This window comes from Leptodesmis sp. (assembly GCF_052746595.1).
In genome coordinates this window covers 13932-35196 of record NZ_JBRAGO010000028.1, presented here as the reverse complement: position 1 = coordinate 35196, position 21265 = coordinate 13932, and the positions used below count along the sequence as shown (strand labels likewise).

20 protein-coding genes are annotated in these 21265 nt (G+C 49.6%); 11 read left to right on the top strand and 9 right to left on the bottom strand.

Going from position 1 to position 21265, the window contains the following annotated elements:
* Nucleotides 1–294: 294 nt before the first annotated feature.
* Nucleotides 295–1182: a glycine--tRNA ligase subunit alpha gene (gene glyQ / locus ACUVQO_RS08470; RefSeq protein ID WP_445925450.1), complete on the bottom strand. Its 888-nt coding sequence runs from the start codon at nt 1180–1182 to the stop codon at nt 295–297.
* A gap of 158 nt (nt 1183–1340) precedes the next feature.
* The gene (gene dapF / locus ACUVQO_RS08465) at nt 1341–2183 is read right to left on the bottom strand and encodes a diaminopimelate epimerase (protein ID WP_445925449.1); all 843 of its coding nucleotides are present in this window, start codon (nt 2181–2183) and stop codon (nt 1341–1343) included.
* Nucleotides 2184–2272: 89 nt separating this feature from the next.
* Between dapF and ACUVQO_RS08460 the strand changes: the two genes are divergently transcribed.
* Nucleotides 2273–2488 (top strand): Hfq-related RNA-binding protein, encoded by a 216-nt coding sequence (locus ACUVQO_RS08460; protein WP_445925448.1) that lies wholly within the window; start codon nt 2273–2275, stop codon nt 2486–2488.
* A 72-nt stretch (nt 2489–2560) separates the two neighbouring features.
* Here ACUVQO_RS08460 and ACUVQO_RS08455 read toward each other — a convergent pair whose 3' ends face one another.
* Complete coding sequence (locus ACUVQO_RS08455; protein ID WP_445925447.1) at nt 2561–4879, bottom strand: cation:proton antiporter domain-containing protein; 2319 nt, start codon at nt 4877–4879, stop codon at nt 2561–2563.
* 281 nt (nt 4880–5160) lie between these two features.
* Here ACUVQO_RS08455 and ACUVQO_RS08450 point away from each other — a divergent pair, with 281 nt between their 5' ends.
* Complete coding sequence (locus ACUVQO_RS08450) at nt 5161–6837, top strand: ArnT family glycosyltransferase (RefSeq protein WP_445925446.1); 1677 nt, start codon at nt 5161–5163, stop codon at nt 6835–6837.
* An 80-nt stretch (nt 6838–6917) separates the two neighbouring features.
* Here ACUVQO_RS08450 and ACUVQO_RS08445 read toward each other — a convergent pair whose 3' ends face one another.
* Complete coding sequence (locus ACUVQO_RS08445; RefSeq protein WP_445925445.1) at nt 6918–7520, bottom strand: hypothetical protein; 603 nt, start codon at nt 7518–7520, stop codon at nt 6918–6920.
* 201 nt (nt 7521–7721) lie between these two features.
* On the opposite strand from ACUVQO_RS08445, the gene ACUVQO_RS08440 reads away from it, so the two are divergent.
* Nucleotides 7722–8135, top strand: a complete 414-nt coding sequence (locus ACUVQO_RS08440; RefSeq protein ID WP_445925444.1) for a hypothetical protein — start codon at nt 7722–7724, stop codon at nt 8133–8135.
* 16 nt (nt 8136–8151) lie between these two features.
* Here the strand turns inward: ACUVQO_RS08440 and ACUVQO_RS08435 are convergent, their stop codons facing one another.
* The gene (locus ACUVQO_RS08435) at nt 8152–8853 is read right to left on the bottom strand and encodes an N-acetylmannosamine-6-phosphate 2-epimerase (RefSeq protein WP_445925443.1); all 702 of its coding nucleotides are present in this window, start codon (nt 8851–8853) and stop codon (nt 8152–8154) included.
* Between the two features lie 33 nt (nt 8854–8886).
* Nucleotides 8887–9684 carry a response regulator transcription factor gene (locus ACUVQO_RS08430; protein WP_445925442.1) on the bottom strand — a complete coding sequence of 266 codons (798 nt, stop codon included), beginning with the start codon at nt 9682–9684 and terminating at the stop codon, nt 8887–8889.
* A gap of 1112 nt (nt 9685–10796) precedes the next feature.
* Between ACUVQO_RS08430 and ACUVQO_RS08425 the strand changes: the two genes are divergently transcribed.
* From ACUVQO_RS08425 to ACUVQO_RS08400, 6 genes are all read left to right on the top strand, one after another.
* Nucleotides 10797–12449, top strand: coding sequence for an acetolactate synthase large subunit (locus tag ACUVQO_RS08425; RefSeq protein WP_445925441.1), 1653 nt, complete (start codon nt 10797–10799; stop codon nt 12447–12449).
* A gap of 272 nt (nt 12450–12721) precedes the next feature.
* The gene (locus ACUVQO_RS08420) at nt 12722–12883 is read left to right on the top strand and encodes a hypothetical protein (protein ID WP_445925440.1); all 162 of its coding nucleotides are present in this window, start codon (nt 12722–12724) and stop codon (nt 12881–12883) included.
* A gap of 177 nt (nt 12884–13060) precedes the next feature.
* A complete protein-coding gene (locus tag ACUVQO_RS08415) occupies nt 13061–13315 on the top strand; it encodes a hypothetical protein (RefSeq protein WP_445925439.1) in 255 nt (84 codons plus the stop codon).
* A gap of 171 nt (nt 13316–13486) precedes the next feature.
* Entirely contained in the window at nt 13487–13921 is a 435-nt protein-coding gene (locus tag ACUVQO_RS08410) for a hypothetical protein (RefSeq protein ID WP_445925438.1), read from the top strand.
* Between the two features lie 77 nt (nt 13922–13998).
* Nucleotides 13999–14376: a hypothetical protein gene (locus tag ACUVQO_RS08405; RefSeq protein WP_445925437.1), complete on the top strand. Its 378-nt coding sequence runs from the start codon at nt 13999–14001 to the stop codon at nt 14374–14376.
* Between the two features lie 57 nt (nt 14377–14433).
* Nucleotides 14434–15099, top strand: a complete 666-nt coding sequence (locus ACUVQO_RS08400; RefSeq protein WP_445925436.1) for a hypothetical protein — start codon at nt 14434–14436, stop codon at nt 15097–15099.
* 68 nt (nt 15100–15167) lie between these two features.
* On the opposite strand, the gene ACUVQO_RS08395 is transcribed toward ACUVQO_RS08400, so the two are convergent.
* Nucleotides 15168–16157 carry a M48 family metallopeptidase gene (locus ACUVQO_RS08395; protein WP_445925435.1) on the bottom strand — a complete coding sequence of 330 codons (990 nt, stop codon included), beginning with the start codon at nt 16155–16157 and terminating at the stop codon, nt 15168–15170.
* A gap of 308 nt (nt 16158–16465) precedes the next feature.
* Entirely contained in the window at nt 16466–16825 is a 360-nt protein-coding gene (locus tag ACUVQO_RS08390; protein ID WP_445925434.1) for a Uma2 family endonuclease, read from the bottom strand.
* 628 nt (nt 16826–17453) lie between these two features.
* Between ACUVQO_RS08390 and ACUVQO_RS08385 the strand changes: the two genes are divergently transcribed.
* Both ACUVQO_RS08385 and ACUVQO_RS08380 read left to right on the top strand, forming a co-directional pair.
* Nucleotides 17454–19184, top strand: coding sequence for a CocE/NonD family hydrolase (locus ACUVQO_RS08385; RefSeq protein WP_445925433.1), 1731 nt, complete (start codon nt 17454–17456; stop codon nt 19182–19184).
* A 520-nt stretch (nt 19185–19704) separates the two neighbouring features.
* Complete coding sequence (locus tag ACUVQO_RS08380; protein WP_445925432.1) at nt 19705–20823, top strand: glycosyltransferase family 4 protein; 1119 nt, start codon at nt 19705–19707, stop codon at nt 20821–20823.
* Between the two features lie 51 nt (nt 20824–20874).
* Here ACUVQO_RS08380 and ACUVQO_RS08375 read toward each other — a convergent pair whose 3' ends face one another.
* Nucleotides 20875–21138, bottom strand: a complete 264-nt coding sequence (locus ACUVQO_RS08375) for a DUF3146 family protein (protein ID WP_445925431.1) — start codon at nt 21136–21138, stop codon at nt 20875–20877.
* Nucleotides 21139–21265 lie beyond the last annotated feature (127 nt).

Genomic DNA, 21265 nt, shown 5'->3' with positions numbered 1-21265 from the left:
GTTGCCGACCTTTGGAGAAGTCTAAAAGAATTAGAGGATGTTTGAAAGGATTTGAGAGTCAGATTTTATGCCAACGCTCTGTTCTGGTCGAGGACGACGAATACAATCTAGCGGCAGACATCCATTACAACCTTGCTCAGTCTCTGATATTCCTGTTCTGTCTAGCTTTGGATAGTTTTTTAGGGATAACGAATTAAATTGCGATGGCGGCAGATCCCGTAGAGACGTTCCGCTAGAACATTTCTACGAGGCTGCGTATGTCTTAGCAATGATTTGAACTGGTATAACGTGTTCTTAAGCCGCTTTCACCTGTTCAGCTTGCAACAAGGGAAAGCCCAATTCCTCACGCTGCTTCAAATACAGTTGAGCCACTTGCCGCGCCATATTGCGAATACGACCAATGTAACGAGTCCGCTCTGTCACTGAAATGACTCCCCGCGCATCCAGTAGGTTAAAGGTATGAGAACACTTCAGCACATGATCAAAGGCAGGCAGCACCAATTCCTTATCCATCAGTTCTTTGGCTTCCTGCTCATAAAGCTGAAATAAGGTAAACAGTAACTCCGGATTAGAGGCTTCAAAGTTGTATTTGGAGCATTCGATTTCGCCCTGGAGATGCACATCCCCGTAGGTCAAAGTATCATTCCACTGGATGTCAAAAATGGAATTGACTCCTTGCAGATACATGGTCAAACGTTCCAGCCCATAGGTAATTTCGATCGAAACCGGACGGCAATCTAACCCGCCACACTGCTGGAAGTAGGTAAACTGGGTGACTTCCATGCCATCCAACCAGACTTCCCAACCGACTCCCCAGGCTCCCACAGCGGCATCTTCCCAGTTGTCTTCCACAAACCGGACATCGTGATCTTCTGGCTGAATGCCCAATGCTCTTAACGAGTCCAAATAAATGTCCTGAATGTTATTGGGTGACGGTTTGATTAACACCTGATATTGGTAATAATGCTGCACCCGGTTGGGATTCTCGCCATAACGTCCATCTCCTGGTCGGCGGCAGGGTTCCACATAAGCCACAGACCAGGGTTCCGGCCCCAGTGCTCGCAAAAATGTATGGGGACTTTTCGTACCTGCCCCTTTCTCCGTGTCGTAAGGCTGAACAATTAAACAACCCCGATCGCTCCAGAACTGGTGCAAAGTGGCAATAACGGATTGAAAATTCACAACAACCCCATCCTTTCGACTTCAGCACTCTTATTGTGACTCAGATGGGGCGCGATCGGTCTCCTCCATTAACTCTCAGTCCCTTGAAGCGGTTATTAAAATCTATGTGATGGGCATGGGTTATCCCTTTACCCATCTACGAATATGGCGGGATTTTTTTAACACCTTCCGGTAAATACCTTTTCGACAGGGCCAGTCATATACAGGTGATGATTGCTGGCTGACCATTCAATTTGCAAGGGGCCACCGGGAAGTTCAACCGTTGCCCGCCGATCGCTCTGACCCGTTAATACTGCCGCTACCAGAGAAGCACAGGCTCCCGTACCGCAAGCCAGGGTAATGCCCGCTCCCCGTTCCCAAACCCGCATTTTCAAGTAATCGGGACGGACGACCTGAATGAATTCTGTGTTCGTTTTTTTGGGAAACGCCGAGTGGCATTCAAACTGTGGGCCGATCGCTGCTAGAGGAATAGCCACTACATCCTCAACAAAAGTAATGCAATGAGGATTACCCATGCTGACACAGGTAACTGACCAGGACTGTCCGGCCACTTCCAGGGGCTGATTAATCACCTTCTCATTGGGCTGGCTCAAGGTCGTGGGAATTTCGGCGGCTAAGAGGCGGGGTTCTCCCATATCCACCGTAACCAGTCCATCAGGTTCTAGCCGGGGCAGCATCACCCCAGCCAGGGTACGAATCCGATAGGTTACAGAAGTATTTGGCTCTATGCCTTCCAGGTCAGCAATAAAGCGGGCCAGACAGCGAATGCCATTGCCACACATCTCCGGTTCCGAGCCATCGCTATTGAAGATTCGCATAGTATAGTCGGTGCCGTCCTGTCCAGGTAGGGCAAAGATAACTCCATCGGCCCCAATCCCGAAATGGCGATCGCACCAGCGCACCGCTTCCTCAGCCGTCAAACAGGGTTCAGTCGAGCCGCGATTGTCTATCAAGATGAAATCATTGCCCAAACCATGATATTTCGTAAACTCAATTCCCATAGATACCTATAAATGTCTAAAGAGAGAGAAGGGACGACAAGGGATAAGATATAACGTTTGAGGACGTTCTCTTTATAGGGGGCATAACGATGGCGGCAGAACTAGAAACCGAGCTTCCCAGTATTCGCCAGATTCAAAATCTGATCCGGGAAAAACAAGAAGTTGAATTCAAGTTAGTCACTGGAGATTTGCTATCGGGCAAGATCCGCTGGCAAGACAACTATTGTATTGCCTTAATCGACCAGTATGATCAGGCGACGATCGTCTGGCGGCAGGCGATCGTGTATATCAAGCCCAGATTATAAGAATCATCCGCATAGGGTAGAGACGTTTCTTGGAAACGTTCCTATGGGAGGGCGATCAGCCTAGCCAATCTCTTAAGAATCCGCAATGGTTTCATTCAGGCTGACGCTCGTAACTGGAAACGGGACTACGGTTCCGGTTTGAGAAGCAGGAGCAATCCAGCGGCTGGCCTGGTTCAGGGCATAGAGATTGCCACAGAGGAGCAAGCGATCGCCCGCCTGCAAATCACTGTTGCCATCTGGGAAGTTGATAAATTTTCCTTCCCGCCGGATGGCCTGGATCAGTACGCCAAATTGCCGGCGAATATGCAGTTCAGAAAGGGTTTTGCCCACAACATGGCTATGGTCTGGCACCAGTAACCACTGGCAGGAGGCGTTTTCGGTGGGAATCGCAGCTTTCCCTTTAGCCAGATCATCGAGGGCCGCGAGTTCTTCTGGTTGGCCAACGATCAGCAGGCGATCGCCTTTGTGCAAGATGGTTTTGGCATCAGGATAATCCATTTCCTCGCCGTTGTTGCGCTGAATCGCCATCAAGCTGACTCCCGTTAAGCGGCGCAGGTTGGTTTCCTCCAGCGTCATCCCAATCAACGGCGAACTGTCTGGTAAGGCATACCACTTATTGCCCATATCCTGAGCCGCTTGCTTCAATTCTCGTGAGATCTGGTAAGACGGACGCTCCGATCGCAAATCCTGATAGTGCGAGTTGCGGATCTGCTGCACTTCTCGCTGAATGACAGGTAAGGGCAACCCCAAGCCAGTCATCAGGTGAGAGGACAGTTCCAGGCTGGCCTCAAACTCCGGTTGTACGACTTCCTTTGCACCCAACTGATACAGCAGTTCAATATCCTTATCCTTATTAGCCCGTACCACAATATCCAGATCGGGACTCAGTTCCAGAGCGCGTTTCAGGCACAGGCGAGTACTCATAGGATCAGGAAGCGCGATCGCCATCCCCTTAGCCGTCATCATGCCTGCCTTTTCCAGCACATGCAGACTGGCGGCATTGCCATAGATGTAAGGAATTTCTGCCTCTCGCAATTCCTGGATGCGCTGTTCCGACTGATCAATCACCAGCACGGAATAGCCATGCTCCGTCAACATCCGCACAATGTTGCGGCCAATTTTTCCATAGCCAGAAATCACCACATGCTGTTCCAGGGGCAGATTCTCCGAGACTTCCAGCGGCAGGTTGCTCCCCTCCAGCCAGGACTTCAACCAGGGTACAGCCTCCGCCCAGATAAACAGTTGGGGAATCAACCGCATGACAAAGGGAGTTACCACCAGAGTCACCGCTGTTGTTCCCAGAATCAGCAGATAAACCCGCCGCGACACCAATCCTAGTGTCTGCCCCTCACTCGCCAGGACAAACGAGAATTCGCCAATTTGCGCCAGCCCTAACCCAGCAATCACGGCTGTTTTCAAGGGATAACCAAACAGTCTGACCAGCGGCATGACGATCAAAAACTTCCCGATAAAGACCAGCGTTACCAGGCCCAGGATCAGTTCCAGGTTATTCCAGAGAAACAGGGGGTCAATCAACATCCCGATCGCCGCAAAAAACAGGGAGGCAAAGATATCCCGCAACGGTTCCACATAGGTGAGGGTCTGATCGGAATACTCCACCTCGGAAATCATCAGACCCGCGACAAAGGCTCCCATCTCAATGGACAGTCCCAGTTGTTCCGTTAGCAGGGCAATCCCCAGACACAGCGCCACAATGCAGAGCAGAAACAACTCCCGGCTTTCAGTCCGGGCCAGGACTCGCAGCAACCGGGGAATGATCCAGATGCCAGCCGCCACCGCTCCTAGGGCAAACGCTCCAGTTCGTAGCAAGGCCCATCCCACGGCTATACCGATTGCTTCCGGTGGTTGATCGAGCGCCGGGAGAACCGCCAGCATGAGGCCCAGTGCCAGGTCTTGTACCACCAGGATGCCCAGCAATACCTGACCGTGGGGAGTCCCCGTCTCGTTCCGCTCCATCAACGACTTCAGCACGACTGCCGTGGAGGACAGAGACAAAATCGCGCCCAGAAACACCCCTTGAGCCGGAGAGGTCACCCATCCCATCCCCACCGACACCACAGCCGTCACCATGATAGTCAGGGCTATTTGCAGGCCACCTCCCCCCAAACTAATGCCTTTAACCTTATTCAGTTCTGTAAATGAAAATTCTACGCCAAGAGCAAATAAAAGGAAAGCCACCCCAAACTGGGCCAGGGTTTCCACCTGTACTAACTCTTTAATCAGCCCCAAGCCGGTTGGCCCCACCACCATTCCGGCAATCAAGTATCCCAGTAAGATAGGCTGCCGCAGGAGAGCCGCCAGTAGCCCCCCGATTGCAGCAGCCCCTAATACCGTTACTAAATCAAGAATTAATCGAAAGTCTTCTTGCACGGCAGTTAAGCGCGATTGCGAATATTATGAGAGAAATGTGAACCTATATTAAATCCCAGCATACCGAGTTTTCCCGGTTACAGGAACCTTATGGTTAGAAATTTGTGAGAGGCTGTTGACCAAATCCAACGGGCCAGACTGGTGAAACGCGCTATGTTCATGCAGTGTCCATTAAGCGTTCTGATTTGCTGCTTTTCTTTCCCAATTAGTCTAAACTCCAGATCACGGCCACCCATCCAAAAGCTGATAGCGTTAACTAGCAAATTCTGGCAGAGGCAAGTGTGGTAAACGGGCATTATACGGGGAAAAACGGGTGGTCACCGCGAGAATTGAGCAGCGTCATAGCGTGGCTGGCCGGGGGCTTACTGCTCCGCAGTTTGATTGCTATTTGGTTGCCTGCGGGTTTTGATGAAGCGTACTACTATCTCTATACCCAGCATCTGGATTGGAGCTACTTTGATCATCCCCTGATGGTTGCCCTGTCGACAGGTTTTGGCCCCTGGCTTACGGGAACTGTCTTCCCCTTCACCATCCGCCTTGGGACTCTGCTGCTGTATACCGGAGCATTACTGTTTCTGTACCTGACCAGTGCCCGACTATTTTCCAAACAGGCCGCCTTATTGACCCTGGCGATCGCCTCTCTCATTCCCATCTTCACGATCGGCTTCGGCGTATTAACCCTGCCAGACAGTCCCCTCATGTTCTTCTGGTCAGCGACTCTTTACGCTGCCGCCACAGAATTCTTTCCCGATTCGGATTACCAGCCCACCTATCGTCTTACCGTGATGGGTCTGCTGGTGGGACTGGCCTGCCTGAGTAAGTACCACGGTCTGGCGCTGGGATTTGGTCTGGTCGGCTTTTGCCTCACCAGTTCCGCTCATCGCAGAGCACTGGTGTCACCCTGGATGCTGGGAGCAGTGGGATTATTTCTGCTGGCGATCGCCCCCATCGTCATCTGGAACAGCCAGCATGATTGGATTTCCTTTCGTTACCAATCCGGTCGTGCCGTACCTGAGCGGGGCTACAGTTTGTTGGAACTCCTAGGAGTCTTTCTCCTGGGAATCGCCTATTTATTTCCGACCTTTGGCTTTCCCTTGTGGTGGGTAAGTGGGAAGGCGGCTTGGGCGGTAGGAAGTGGGAGAGTCGGGAAGCGCAATGGGTCATGGGTCATGGGTCATGGGCAAAGGACAAAGGAGTTTTCCCCATCCAAAATCCAAAATCCAAAATCCAAAATCACCTTCCTTCTCTGGCTTTCTCTGCCCCTGATGCTGATTTTCACTCTCATGGGAGGCTATCGGGCTATCCTGCCAACCTGGCCGATGCCGGGATTTTGGGGAGCAACCCTGTTGTTGGGCGATCGAGCAGTCGTGTGGCAACAGCGATCGCCAAAAGGAGTACGACGCTGGCTCTGGGGATCGGGACTGGTGATCGTCACATTGTTACTGGTGGCGCTGCTCCATCTCTCCTTGGGAACGCTGCAGAAGTCCAGTCGCTTTGCCTGGTTTGGCGGCTTTCTGCCTGCCCAATCCGATGCCTCTGTGCAACTGCTGGACATTCATCAGATCCGTCAGGGATTTATTGATTCGCCAGTTCTCACCAGGGCACTGAAGCAGGCCGATTTTGTCTTTACCAGTGAAATCTTTTTAGCCGGCCAGGTGAGTATGGCCCTGGCTCCCTTAAATCCGCCCCCGCTCACCAGCTTTACGGAAGACTTGCGGGGCTTTGCCTACTGGTCTACGGCTGAACAATGGGTTAGCAAAAACGGACTATACCTCACCTCCACCCGACTTGCCGACACGGCCCCTTATCAAACCTATTTTGCAACCATGCAAAAAATCGGAGAAATACCCATCCAGCGCGGCGGGGCGATCGTCGAAGTTATCCAGATCTACTACGGTCAAAACCTGCTAAAACCCTATCCTCGCCCCATGAAAACCCAGGATGTCAAAGGATTCTGAAAGGTTTTAAGTTTTAAGTGTTGAGTTATGCATAAGCAACGAACATTCCAAAACTTAGAACTTAAAACTTAGAATTTTCTCTACCTCATCGCTCCCATCGTACTCTTCCACGACAACTCCTTACACAGCACCTTGAGGGCACGCTGATCAGTCCCAGTGAAAAGATTAGTGTTAATTAATTCAGTCAGCACCTGTTGGGTGAGTTGCACGGCAAAAGTGCCGCCACACTTGAGAAGATGGCTGTAGTAACAGAATTGGGGGCGCTGGTTCGAGTTCAGATGAAAGCGGTGAATTTCGTCTTGAGTCATCCGGTAGACAGGAGTATTGACAGGTACGACGACTTTAGGGATGCCATGAATGCCATAGGGTTTTCCGCCGTTCTGTTCCAGATTGCCGATCAGAATTGTCCACAAGAGGGTGCGAGTTTCGGTGATCAGATCCGGGGTGAAAACGGGATCCGGTTCACTGGACAGGCGTGGCCCCATATTTAGAAACATGGGATTGAACAGTTGGGAGTTGTAAATCAGGCCGACCGCCCAGTGACGATCGCTGTTCTCCAAACGCACAAATGACCCAAATCCATAATCATCCGCTTGCGGTGGATTGTCGAAGTCCATCGCGTCATCAACCTGCACAATGTAGTCACAGTGAGAATTCGATTTGACGACTTTACCCAGACGCATTTTCTCCGCTCCTCGTATCCTGTTCAGTTCTGAACTTTAGATAGTGTTTGTCAACGATTACAAACAGTCTCTGAGATTGAAGGCCATCGCTTTCATACCAGAATACGCAGGAATTACCAACCGGGAGTATTTGTACCAAAAAATATTTGCACTCCCCCTCTATCCCCGATAATTAGAGTGGGACGTGAGATGGAACTGGGAATGCTACGAGTTATTTTGGCGATCGGATTGGCATGGCTGTTAGCCGCTTGCAGTGGAGCCGCAACGGAACTCCGGGCGGAATTGGTAGAACAGGCGATCGCGTGGCAACTGAGCCAGACGCAACAGGAATTAAGTCAACAATTGCGGCTTCCTGTTGCCCCCGACGGGATTCGGGTCAGCCATGTTAAAGTCACGCAGCAAACCCCGCTCAAAATTCAAAACCTACCGTCCTATCAGGTGAGAGGCACCTGTGACTTCACCATCAAACGGCCAAAACACACTCTGACTCAACGGCAAGTCCCCTTTGAGGTTTATTTACAACATCAGACCGCAGAAAAACTCTGGCGAGCGGCTTATCCAAAAGTCGATGAAGCAGGTGAGCCGACCTGGCTGACCCAGCCCCTTGATTCCTGATTGGCAACGGGAATCGTTAATGGTTTGCCGATCGCAGTTCCGCACAATAGGCTTTTACCTGTAGGTCAATGCCTGTAATGGCAGTCCCCACCACTACCGCATCGGCTCCCAACTGAAGAGCGTGGAGGGCCATCGCGGGGGAAGCAATGCCACCTTCACAGATGATGAAGGCATCCAGTTTATGGACTAATTGGGTGAGCAGTTCAAACCCGGGAGGGGTCAGGTGGTTAGTTTTTGGGGTGTAACCAAATAGGGTGGTACCGACCATATCGGCTCCGGCCTTGGCAGCAGCGATCGCACTTTCCAAGGTATCCACATCTGCCATGACTGGCTTCCCTAATTGACTGTGAATTTGCTCAATCAATGACTCCAGAGTTTCTTCCCCAGGACGGCGGCGTGGTGTGGCATCAATGGCAATAATGTCAGCTCCGGCTGCGGCGATCGCGGCAGCATGGTGAAACCGGGGCGTAATGTATACCTCAAAACCAGGGATGACCTGTTTCCAGAGGCCAATAATGGGAGCCGATATGCGCTGTCGTACCGCTTTCACATGAGCAGGAGTATCAAGCCGCACGCCGACCGCTCCCTGATTGATAGATGCCTGCGCGATCGCTGCAATCACGCTCGGCTCATGCATCGGTGAATCGACAGGAGCTTGACAGGAAACAATTAAACCACCCTGAAGTGTGGGAGCCAGTTGAGCAAAATCAGCAGCCATGCAAAGAAAAAACTGAGAGGTAAGCGCTAAACCTTAACCGAAGCGATAGCCAAACCCTCTGACTGTAACCAAATATTCCGGATTACTGGGATCGGTTTCTAACTTTTCACGTAACCAGCGAATGTGCACATCCACTGTTTTGCTGTCTCCAATGAAATCTGGCCCCCAGATGCGCTCTAATAATTGTTCCCGTGACCATACCCGCCGCGGATAACTCATGAACAATTCCAGAATCTTAAACTCTTTAGGAGAGAAATTAACCTCTTCGCCCCGCACCACAACCCGGCACTCCTGAGGATAAAGGGTAATGTCATTAAATTTAAGCAGGGGTTGCTCAGGTTCTGCCTGAAATTGATGATGACGACGCAATAAGGCTCGACAGCGAGCTATCAACTCTCGCATCCCAAAGGGCTTCGTTAAATAATCATCTGCACCGACTTCTAAGCCCACTACCCGATCGGTCTCACTGCCTTTAGCACTCAGCATCAGAATAGGGACGTTGTTGCCTTCTCGTCGAATAACACGACATAAATCCAGACCATTGACGTAGGGCAGCATCAAATCCAAAATAATCACGTCAAAGCCTGGTTGCTCAGAAGCAGGACTAGATGGAGGCTGTTTTTTGCCGCGATAGTTTCCTGATTCGTCCATTTGGTGGAGCAAATCAAGTGCCGCTCGACCATCCTCAACGGCTACAACGTCGTAGCCTTCATTCATCAATGCCAGGGCGATCGTTTCTCGAATCAATTCTTCATCTTCAACCAACAGGATGCGACCCATACGCAATCCCTTTTGAGCTTTTGTCTGATCTAAGGTCAGCGTAAACGACATGATGTAGCTGGCTCCTGATAACCCAGGGTTATTCTACCATTTAGAAAAACTTTAGTATGTTCCGATACTTTTTAAAATCTGTATTTATACGTTAGCCGAATCCGGGAGGTCAGAAGCTTGAGTCACTTCTGACTGCCTAACTTCTATCGCTGACTTTTTCCTCTGTCGAGTCCTAACAAGTTTTTTGTAAGCAATCCCTAACTTAAGTAGAGAACTTAAGTAGAGCAAATAGCGTTCCAGGAGCCTTTGAGCATCCTCTTGCGAGGAAAGCCGATGATTAATCTTAAAGAGAAAGGGCTGGTCTTTTGCATGAGAGCCACGAGTCGTTTCCCAAACACTCAGAGTAACACCATCGGCACAGGGAGTAATGCTGTATCGGAGAGTTTCTCGAAGATTAGCAATAGACATAGGGCAATACTGTAAACATCAACAGGGGTACAGAACCATATAGACGCTCCTTAATCGGTGATAGCCAGGTCTGGTAGATACACCCTGTTTACGCCGATCATTCAACGCGGAATGTACAAAATTGTTGAGAGTTGTAATAAATTGTAAAGCGTCAGTGTATGACATGCCATAGTGAATGCTACTTCATTTCGGCTCGATGTCAACCCTTACCATGGAAAAGGTGGGTTTCTATCTTCAGTAGAACGGCGATCGCGGTATCTACCTGCAGCCCTTGTGTTACTTCTGTCTTACAGCCTGCATACTGGCCTTGTACTGTTCTGTAACAATTTCATTTGCCATTATCCGTAGCCTGCATATCTGAAGAGATATAAAGAGTTTGTCACAGGTAGGAAAACTCCTGAAAATATAGAACTTATAGAGGGAAATTTTTGAAGAGTCATCACACTCGCTGCACCTGAATCACTGTTGAAGCCTTGATGAAGCCAATAGATTTATAAATGAATCTTTACAAGGGGCTTTACTCCATAAGCCAGAATGTTGATAGTGCCTGACTTTTGCTGTCTGCCTCCTCGTAGCTTCTGAGGTGCTATCGAGGATCCTCTATTGACGTTGCTGATTTTTAAGTGGAGACATCAATCTATGTCTGAGAAATTGCCAATTACACAATACTGGCTTTGTTACGTCAGTGGTGAAGGGGGTAGATCATGGGTGAAATGAATACTGCTGAATTGCTCGTGCAATGTCTTGAAAATGAAGGCGTGGAATACGTTTTCGGGCTACCAGGAGAAGAGAACCTGCATGTTCTGGAAGCCTTGAAGTATTCCAACATTCGCTTCATCACCACCCGCCACGAACAGGGAGCCGCCTTTATGGCCGATGTCTACGGTCGGCTGACGGGCAAAGCTGGGGTTTGTCTTTCGACCTTAGGACCGGGGGCGACGAATTTAATGACGGGCGTAGCAGATGCAAATTTGGATCGGGCACCGTTGGTTGCCATTACCGGTCAGGTGGGAACTGATCGCATGCATATTGAATCCCACCAATACCTTGATCTGGTGGCTATGTTTGCCCCTGTGACGAAATGGAACGCCCAGATTGTTCGTCCCAGTAATACGCCAGAAATTGTACGGAAGGCGTTTAAGATTGCACAGACGGAAAAACCAGGAGCGGTTCATATTGACGTGCCGGAGAATATTGCGGCAATGGCAGCCGTGGGTAAGCCGTTGCAAAAAGACTCTCAGGAGAAAGTCTATGCCGCTTTTTCCAGTATTGAGAAAGCTGCAGAACTGATCTCGAAGGCTGACCATCCCCTGATTCTGGTTGGCAATGGTGGGATTCGGGCCAATGCCTCAAAAATGCTGACAGATTTTGCCACTAAATTAAATATTCCGGTGGCAAATACATTTATGGGCAAAGGAGTGATTCGCTATACTCATCCGCTGGCGCTCTGGGCTGTGGGACTGCAACAGCGTGACTATATTAGTTGCAGTTTCGATCGTGCCGATCTGGTGATTTGTGTCGGGTATGACCTGATCGAGTACTCTCCCAAGAAATGGAACCCGAATGGCGATATTCCGATCATCCATATCAGCATGACTTCTGCCGAAGTGGATAGCAGCTATATCCCTGTTGTTGAAGTCGTAGGAGATATTTCTGATTCCTTGCAAGAAATCCTGGCACGAGCCGATCGCACCGGCAAGCCCACCCCCTATGCGGTGGAATTGCGGACGGAGATTCTCAAGGATTACCTGCAATACTCCAAGGATGACGCCTTCCCAGTGAAGCCACAGAAGATTATTTACGATCTGCGGCAGGTGATGGGGCCAGATGACATTGTTGTTTCCGATGTGGGTGCACACAAAATGTGGATGGCCCGCCATTACCATTGTGAGCGTCCCAATACCTGCCTTATCTCTAACGGCTTTGCAGCCATGGGGATTGCCATTCCGGGGGCGATCGCGGCCAAGTTGGTACATCCGGAACATCGGGTTGTCGCTGTAACGGGGGATGGTGGTTTTATGATGAACTGCCAGGAACTGGAAACGGCGCTGCGGGTGGGTACTCCCTTTGTCACTCTGATTTTCAATGATGGGGGCTACGGACTGATCGAATGGAAACAGCACAATCAGTTTGGTGAATCTGCTTTCATCAAATTTGGCAATCCCGACTTTGTCAAATTCGCCGAGAGTATGGGTCTGAAGGGATATCGGGTGGAATCCTGCCTGGATCTGATGCCGATTCTCAAAGAAGCCTTAGAACAGGACGTGCCAGCGGTGATTGATTGTCCTGTGGATTATCAAGAGAATCTACGCTTCTCGCAACGGGCGGGAAATCTGGCCTGTGAAATTTGGGACTGAGGTCATCCAGGCTACTCTGCCAGGGATATCAGTTGGTTATAAGCTGATATCCCTGGTTCGTTGAAGCCCTACCCTTTCCCAAAGCGATCAGTCGGAAAGGAATGCAATCAAGCTCAAAAATAATGTCATTAGAAAAAATTAACTTTCTTGGCAATCCTGAAGCATGGCTCACCATGTATGATTCAAGAAGGATACCTTGACTTTTCCAGATTGCAATCACTTTTTGAGATAGCAACTTTAAGTCCATTTTGGTGTGACTAGGAGTGTCGCCTATGCGTTGCCCTAACATTGCGATGACTGCTTTGACAGCACTTTCTTTGAGTGCTACTGCAGTTCAGGCCGGTGAAGTTTTCAATCCTGCCGCCAGTTCGCAGCAAGTTGCTCAGCCTGAGCCAGCGATTGTGACTGCGGATTCGGCCAATGTGGTTTCCTAGATTGGGGATCCATCTGGCTTCGCAGTGGTTCCAGAAGTCCCTGCTGAGCCAGGATTTACGTCTGAACCTCAACTGCCCAGCCGTGTAGAGTTGGCTGCTACTCCTGTAGAACTTGCAGTTTCTGAATCAGAATCTTCTTATTCATTTCCCCAGTCAGGTTTCAAAGAGGTCAATCCGATGGTTGAATCTCCTGCGGTCTCGCTGGGAGGAGCCGTTGCAGTAGATATGCAATCCGCCTCTACCCAGTGCCCTTTGAAACTGGATACCGTGGCTATGGCCCAAAATCAAGTGGCTCAGGCTGGCACTCAACAAACTGGCCCCTGCCCTCGTCCAGAACCGCTGCCTGCGTTAACAGTTCCCCAGCCCCATCGGGCTGAGGCTTCACCTGCACTCAGTATTTACATTCCCGTTGGCTTTGGCTTGGATGGTTAGTCTGTCTGGGGTAGTGGTGGCTTTCAGGCGGGAGTACGTGAGGACACAGGTTCGGTCGGAGGAGGTGGAATTGGTGTTGGCCTGGGGGATGCTAGGAAGTACGTTGGTCTTGAACTGGGCTATACCTTTGTAGATGGTGACAGTTTTGGTCTGGGCGGATTTAGCGGGAAGTTGCATCGCCGCCTTGGAAATGATGGGTCGATCGCCTTCGGCTGGAATGGCTTCGCTAACTTGGGTGGTCGTAACGACTTTGAACACTCCATTTATGGCGTTGGTACTTATGTCTTCCGATTTGCTGAATCGTTAGATGCAGCTTTTAGCCGTCTTGCTGTGACAGTTGGAGTAGGCAATGGCCAATTCCGTTCCAATCTAGATCGGGATCTGTTCCGCAATGGTACCAATGTCTTTGGCAACATGGCACTCCGGGTGATTCGCCCTGTTAGTTTAATCGCAGAATGGACGGGACAAGATCTGGCATTAGGGCTGTCGATCGCTCCTTTCAAAAACTTTCCATTTGTCATTACTCCCGCCGTCAGGGATGTAACGGGGTCGGGATACGCACCGCGTTTTGTGATGGGTGCAGGTGTGTCGTTTTCGCTGAAGTAAGGAGGAGTAATGCGATGAAGACTTGAACATTATCTCAAAAATTAGCGATTAGTTTGGGTGCATTAGTGGGAGTGGCAGTGGCTTTACCAGCTATGGCTGGCCCTGGCCCCCGTGGAGACAATCGCAGTTACTCCAACATCACGGGAACAAACATCTGGAATAGCACCGCACCTATTCTCGATCGCACCGTCCCAGTTGATCCAGCGTTGGTTGCCCGTATCGAGCAATTCAATCAGACTTCTCAGGCAAAGTACAAGGAATGTCTGGATGCGATCGCAGCAGCAGAGCAAAATGCCCCAACCGTGCCACCGCGTCAGTATCTGCGACGAGATCCGCGAGTTCCCTATCCTCAGGCTTGTGTAGATCTGGACAACTTGCGGACAGAAGCGGACACCCTCAGAGCCGAGGTCAAAAAATATGAGGAATCGGCTGCTCAGTTTTCGGGAGTTTGGTAATTCATGCTTTGGTCATTCGATTTGATCGGTGCAGCAGAAAGTAGGAGTCGCGCAATCATGAATCCATCTAATCAGTCCATTCTTGCTGTCAGCAAACTGTTTCATCCGGGGATTGTTGCCTCATTGTCGGCGATCGGGGTCTGCAGTATTCTGGCAGTTTTAGTTCAGGGTCAGGAAGCCTTGACCAATAATGCTGTGCAGTTTTCTGAGGATACGATTATTGAATTTGAAGTGACTGAAACCAACGGGTTTCTGCAATCTACCTTTGGGGTAATCAATACCAAAACGGGTAAAAAGACCCCCCTATTTGTTGAAACGAAACCCTTTGATGCCTGGACAGGTCAGCCTGCCGTAGCCAGACAACCCGGTGGTCAGCGTATCTATGATGACTACAGAGGAACGGTGGCCGGGGGATCTATTGTAAATGGAGAAAGACAGGCCAGCCCGTTGATCAAATTTAGATTTGATGCCAACACCCCTTATGTCTTTTATCTGGACTCCGTCAATTCTTATACCAAAAAGATTCGGACTCAGTTAGTTTCAACTAACCTGAACAATACCCGCTTTTCTGGCAACCTGGAAGCAGGGGAATCTGGAAACCCTATCAACTGGGAAGATACAGGGCTGATCACACCTGTAGTCGTCGGTAACGACCGGGACTATAACGACTTCAAAATTATCGCAGGCGGCTTTGTCCTTGAGCCTTGCCCTATCAGGCGGTAAGCGTTACCCCGCAAGGCTTTAACTCTCACTCGTATCTGCGTTAGGAACATTTAGGCGGCTATGTGGTACTAGCCGCCTTTTTTGATGCGATCGATTTCCTGTTGCAAGGCATCAATTTGGCGACGTAACTCATCTACCTCGACTTGGGAAGCATTGGCATGGGCAGCCTCTGATGTCTGAGCGGGAACCTCCACTGCTCCTGGGGCTTGAGCACGGACATAATTTCCCTGACGAATCTGACGGTATTCCTCGGACTTGGCCCATTCCCGCAAAAAGTGAACTCGCTCCACCGTAAAGGGATGGGATAGGAACACTCCTGCAGAGGAGTTATTATACAACATGAATTTATACACCTGATTGAGTCCATCCTCGTCCAGGGCCTGATAGCGCTCAGATTGCCGCATGAATTCCTCCAAACTTAATTCATGAGCATACCGCGAGCTTCCCCCCGCGACCCGCATCATGCCGCTGACAACAGGCGATAAATCGTCCATTACCAGTAAAGCCGCACGATCAGCCGATAGTTCCGCCTTCCGCAGCCATTCGTAAAATGCCATTACTAATCCGGTGCTGACCAGCAAACTTAAGCCAAAAGTTCGCTCAGCCAGCCCGGAAATGACTTGAGTTGACCAGATCGCCATTTGAATCAGTGTCGTGTGCCCACACTTCAAATGTCCCAATTCATGAGCTATGACGCTGCGTAGCTCAGCTTCATTCACCAGATCCAGTAAGGCCGAATTGAGCAAGATGAAAGGAAATTCTTGCCCAAGAGCAAATGCATTGACAATCGGACTTTGGGATACAAACAGATTCGGTTCTGGGTAGATATCCAGATCCCGCAAACAGTCTCGAAAAATTTGGTATACCGAGGCGTACTGACGCGGGCCAACCTGAATGCTGTTGCCCATTTGAAAGACATATTGAGGCCGTTCGGTGAGAAATTCAACAAACTTACGAGCGACCAGATCAAACCCAGGGACACTGCGTAAAGCCTGCTCGGCTTGGCGATCGAGGGGATGTCTAAAGGCTTCACTGGAAATTCCGGGGTAGGTAGGCATGGAGATTGAGGGATTGGGAGTCGGGTGAATGGGTTGGGAGTGGAGGGAGTGATGAGGTGATGGGTAAGAAAAAACTACTCTTTTGTAGCGGACATACCTGTTTCTTGGCAAAGACTAGACAATAATTGCCGAAATCCCTTTTGTAGTCTGTTTCTTCTCTTTCTGGCTTGTCGCTATTCTGATCAATTTTTCTTATGTAAAGGTAGTCAGAATTGAGGTTAGCCGCAAGGTTTATCTCCATTATCTCCTTGGTTGTGTGCGGAATGACCCCTCTGGTGTTTGCCAGAGTTTTTTTTACTGATAATCGTTTAAGCAAAAATTGCTGCTGGAGGCAGTCCAAAATTCGGGACAATTTCAGATGGGAGCCGATCGCCACCTGTACAAACCGTGTCCTCGTATTGCCCATCTATCCATTTGCACAACGTCACCTTTTGCTCCTCCGGATCGACAATCCAGTATTGGGTGATTTCCCGTGCGGCATATTCCGTATGTTTGTAGCGGTAGTCTTGATCGTGACTTGCGTTTCCGGGAGAAACTATTTCAATCACTAATGCTGGAGGTGGCATATCCCGCGTAATGGTGGCCCGGTTGGTCCTGCCAATGCCGCTTTTGAGGCTTCTGTATGCACCAAAATCCGGTAATCTACACCGCGCTCGCCGCCCTGTCACCTTAATTTTAGGTCCCTAGACAACTAATTCAGCAGAAAAGCGTTGAATCAGTTCTAAAAATATTTTCCTGGCAATCGCCAAATTTTCGTCACTTTCTGATGGCATTTCAACGAGTATTCCATCGACCAGTTCATATCGAGTATCTGTACCACTGTCATAAACAAGGTACTCCTCAAAGGTTAAAGGTTCAGTTTTTTGGGAGGCTATCTGATTTATGGCTACGATCGCCCCACAGTAACGACTACCAGGACAATTTTAACAAGCGCGATCGCCTATGCCACAATAAAAGCACTCAGGCTGAGGTTCTTGATGATGAACCCAAACATTACTGACTCAGAGATTTGGCTGCCTGGTTCGGAAGATCTTCCCTGTTCTATGGTTGGCCTGGTATGACCAATCTGGGCAGCCTTACCCCCTCCCGCACCAGATGATTCGTCAATTGGAGGCAGAAGTCGAACAAGCGTGACAGGAAACAAGTAGACAACGCCAACAAGCCGAGCAAGAACGACTGGAAAAACTACGATTAATGGAAAAACTCAGGCAATTGGGGGTGGATCCAAATGAATAATTCGATTCGTCGGGCTACCAATTTAAACTCTCTAGCGATCTCCGAGGAATGGGATTGACAATGTTGAAGGTGCAGCCGAAACAAACCCTGTCGATGGTGACTCGCGATCGCGTGCGACTGGATGCAGATGTGTATCGACCAGAAGGAGAGGGGCCATTTCCAGTCTTGCTGATGCGGCAACCGTATGGACGAGCGATCGCTTCCACTGTCGTCTATGCTCATCCCATCTGGTATGCGGCTCATGGATACATTGTGGTCATTCAAGATGTGCGAGGACGAGGGACATCTGAGGGTGACTTTAAACTCTTTGCCCATGAAATCCTTGATGGTTACGATACCGTGCAATGGGCGGCCAACCTACCAGGCAGTACTGGCGAAGTAGGCATGTATGGCTTTTCCTACCAGGGCATGACCCAGTTGTATGCCGCGATCGCCCATCCCCCTGCCCTAAAAACCATTTGTCCCGCCATGATTGGCTATGACCTCTATCAGGATTGGGCTTATGAAAATGGAGCATTCTGCTTACAAGCGAATCTGGGATGGGCGATTCAACTGGCTGCCGAAACTGCTCGCTTGCAAGGTGATGCTGCTGCTCATCAAAGGCTGGCTGCTGCAGCCAAAAACTTGCCTCTAGGGGACGTAGTGCCCACCCGCCCCAGCCTGCTTCAGCAACTTGCACCCGATTCCTTCTATCATGAGTGGCTGGATCATCCTGAACCCGATAAGTATTGGCAACAGCTATCCCCAAAAACTTACTTCCAAGACGTTGATCTCCCGATGCTGCATATTGGTGGCTGGTTTGATACTTTCCTACGTGGCACCTTGCGTCTGTATCAAGAGATGGCCGATCGCAGCGCCTACCGTCAACAACTGATCGTCGGCCCCTGGACACACCTTCCCTGGAGCCGCACAGTTGGTGCCTTGGACTTTGGCCCACAGGCAAACAGTCCCTGCGATCGTCTGCAAGTTCGCTGGTTCGATCAGTTCTTAAAGGGCATCGACACCGGCCTTCTAACTGAACCTCCCATCCAACTCTTTGAAATGGGCAGCAACCAGTGGCGCTTCTACCCCTCCTGGAACGCCTCCCAACCCGTTGTTTTCTACCTTGCCAGCACGGGACTTGCAGCGATCGACGACCGAGACGGACGATTAATGCAAAATGCAAAATGCAAAATGCAAAATTCCTCAGAGACAATCCAAAATCCAAGATCCAAAATCCAAAATCCAGAAGGCTATCCAACTCAAAACTCAACACTTATAACTCATAACGTGCTTGACATCCTCGTCCACGATCCCTGGCGACCTGTTCCCACCTGCGGAGGCCATGCCGCTTACCCCTCCGGCCCCCAGGAGCGATCGACCCTGGATAGTCGCACCGATATTCTGACTTATACCTCTGACCCCTTGACGGAAGCCCTACACCTGGCGGGGGAGGTACAGCTTCATTTAATATGTACAGCCGATACTCCCAGCTTTGACCTGCATGCCGTTGTGTCCGAGGTTCAACCCGACGGCAGAGTGTTTAATTTTACCGAGGGTCATATCGTGGTGCCAGCAACTGCATCGACCAACCCTCTTATCCTGGCTTTGCAACCTACCTGTATTAGTGTGCAACCGGGCTGTGCAATTCGCCTGAGTCTCAGTGCTGCCTGTTTTCCAGCTTATCCAGTAAATCCGGGCACGGGATCCCCAGCGGGCAAAGCTCGACTGATAGATCAGCAAATTATTACTATAACCGTGCATTCGGAAGCAGGCGATCGTCGCTCCTCTCTTGTGTTCAGCCAGATCTAAACCAAGTCCAGCGAGAGAACGATCGTTTTCCCATAGGAAAAACTATGGTTCTGTGCCTAGATAAGGTTTAGTTAAAAGCTCCAGAATTAGAGTATTTGTTGGTTGTCTCAGAAAAACTATAGAATCTTCATCAAATTCTACATAATTTTCACAAAGATCCGTAGAAATACTGGACTAATGCACTGATAATTAATTCATGGATTTAGAGGTGCTGTATTGATTGTTCGGTTTATGCAAAAAACAGTATTAAAAATAGCAGAATTGACTAATTTTAAATTCTTCAATAGATACTTGAGGCAACTAGATTGTTTTTAAAGTAGATTGTTTTGAAAACCGTCTTTCAATCAGCTAAACTCTTACTCCTTATTTTTTTATGAATTCTATCAAAAATGATCGCTTTTTTCTATATGGAATCACTGACATTTATAAGTGCTTAAGAGCAGCTATCAACTTTACTGCTCAGATAATCAACACTACCTGTTTGAACGTGGCTACTCCTTGTTAAAGGATATACTGATTCATGCGGATTACCTTCGTTCTTCCTACACCTGATATGGGTGGTGGAATGCACGTAATTGCACTGTATGCCAGCTTATTACAGAAGCGCGGTCATGAAGTTTATTTAGTTGCTGTACCTTCTGCCCAGCCCAGTCTTGGGGGATGCATTAAATCTTTCCTAAAGCAAGAACAACTGATTACTGACGAAATCCAGTTAGGTCATTTTGAGCGATTAGGTCTTGCCTGTCATGTACTGGAACGTTACCGTCCAGTAACAGATGCAGATGTGCCAGATGCAGATGTTGTCATTGCCACCTGGTGGGAAACGGCAGAGTGGGTGATGAAACTGTCTCGATCGAAAGGGGCAAAAGTCTATTACATCCAACACTATGAGATGTTCGATTATTTACCCCGCAGGAGAGTAGAAGCAACTTATCAAATGCCATTCCATAAGATCACCGTTGCGAACTGGATCCGCGATACTCTCATGCTTCGGTTTGGCGATCGGGATGTCTCCCTCGTAGTTCCCAGCGTGGACACTCAACAATTTTTTGCTTCTAAACGGGATAAGCAGCCTGTCCCCACCGTTGGCATGATGTATGGGCACACGTCCTGGAAGGGATGCGATATTGCTTTTCAGGCGCTGGAATTAGCAGCCCAACGCATTCCTAATTTGCGTCTGGTTGCCTTCGGGTTTGGTCAATCTCTGGAACTTCCCTTTTTATCTCAGCTACACTACGACCCCTGGCCAGAACAACATCAACTGCGAGACTATTACTCAGCTTGTGATGTCTGGTTGTTTCCTAGCCGTTATGAAGCCGTCGGTCTCCCTATCTTAGAAGCCATGGCCTGTCGCACGCCAGTGATTGGCACCCCAACGGGAATCGCCCCAGAAATGTTGAGCGATGGGGCCGGAATTTTAGTGAAACCAGAAGATCCAGAGGATATGGCCCGGGCGATCGAGCAGATTTATCACTTCTCCAATTCAACCTGGCAAGTGATGTCGGATATGGCTTACAACAAAGTGACGAGTTACACCTGGGATGATGCCACTAGCCATTTTGAAACTGCTCTGCACAGGGCTATAGAACGCCAATCTCCCAAGCGCCGCCGCTTGTTCAGCACATCGTTTAGTCGATAGTAGTTAACGTTCAGGGGGAAGATTTCTCTACCTCAACCGATACAGGGATGCCTATACTTCTCCCCGAATGGTAAACGAGTAATCTCCCCCAGGTTCCAACTGATAGTCCCGTTGTTCCAGAAACCGTCCCAAAGGTTCTTTAATCAGAGCACGCCCTAGAGAGGGTTGGACGAGCAATTCGCCATGCCGGAAGCACCACTCAAATTGCCACTCAAACTGATTAGCCCACACTTCACCTTCAATTTTGCCCTGCTGCCAGCATTGGCGAGTAATCCGAACATAGGCGGTAGTTTGAGGTAAGCGGTTAGGCGCCACAGGACTTTCGTGAGGGAGTGGTGAATACGTACAGGGTTTAACGTTTGGCTAACTGTGCATCTGGCTCAAATACCCACAATATCAAACCCTTGGGGATCTGAGTCAAGATCACCGCTTCACCCGCTTC

Coding starts and splice junctions, on each gene's coding strand:
- ACUVQO_RS08395 (WP_445925435.1), bottom strand. CDS start 16,157: ATGCCTACCTACCCCGGAATTTCCAGTGAAGCCTTTAGACATCCCCTC.
- ACUVQO_RS08440 (WP_445925444.1), top strand. CDS start 7,722: ATGCTACGAGTTATTTTGGCGATCGGATTGGCATGGCTGTTAGCCGCT.
- ACUVQO_RS08445 (WP_445925445.1), bottom strand. CDS start 7,520: ATGCGTCTGGGTAAAGTCGTCAAATCGAATTCTCACTGTGACTACATT.
- ACUVQO_RS08400 (WP_445925436.1), top strand. CDS start 14,434: ATGAATCCATCTAATCAGTCCATTCTTGCTGTCAGCAAACTGTTTCAT.
- ACUVQO_RS08460 (WP_445925448.1), top strand. CDS start 2,273: ATGGCGGCAGAACTAGAAACCGAGCTTCCCAGTATTCGCCAGATTCAA.
- ACUVQO_RS08425 (WP_445925441.1), top strand. CDS start 10,797: ATGGGTGAAATGAATACTGCTGAATTGCTCGTGCAATGTCTTGAAAAT.
- ACUVQO_RS08385 (WP_445925433.1), top strand. CDS start 17,454: ATGTTGAAGGTGCAGCCGAAACAAACCCTGTCGATGGTGACTCGCGAT.
- ACUVQO_RS08435 (WP_445925443.1), bottom strand. CDS start 8,853: ATGGCTGCTGATTTTGCTCAACTGGCTCCCACACTTCAGGGTGGTTTA.
- dapF (WP_445925449.1), bottom strand. CDS start 2,183: ATGGGAATTGAGTTTACGAAATATCATGGTTTGGGCAATGATTTCATC.
- ACUVQO_RS08380 (WP_445925432.1), top strand. CDS start 19,705: ATGCGGATTACCTTCGTTCTTCCTACACCTGATATGGGTGGTGGAATG.
- ACUVQO_RS08415 (WP_445925439.1), top strand. CDS start 13,061: ATGGTTGAATCTCCTGCGGTCTCGCTGGGAGGAGCCGTTGCAGTAGAT.
- ACUVQO_RS08420 (WP_445925440.1), top strand. CDS start 12,722: ATGCGTTGCCCTAACATTGCGATGACTGCTTTGACAGCACTTTCTTTG.
- ACUVQO_RS08430 (WP_445925442.1), bottom strand. CDS start 9,684: ATGTCGTTTACGCTGACCTTAGATCAGACAAAAGCTCAAAAGGGATTG.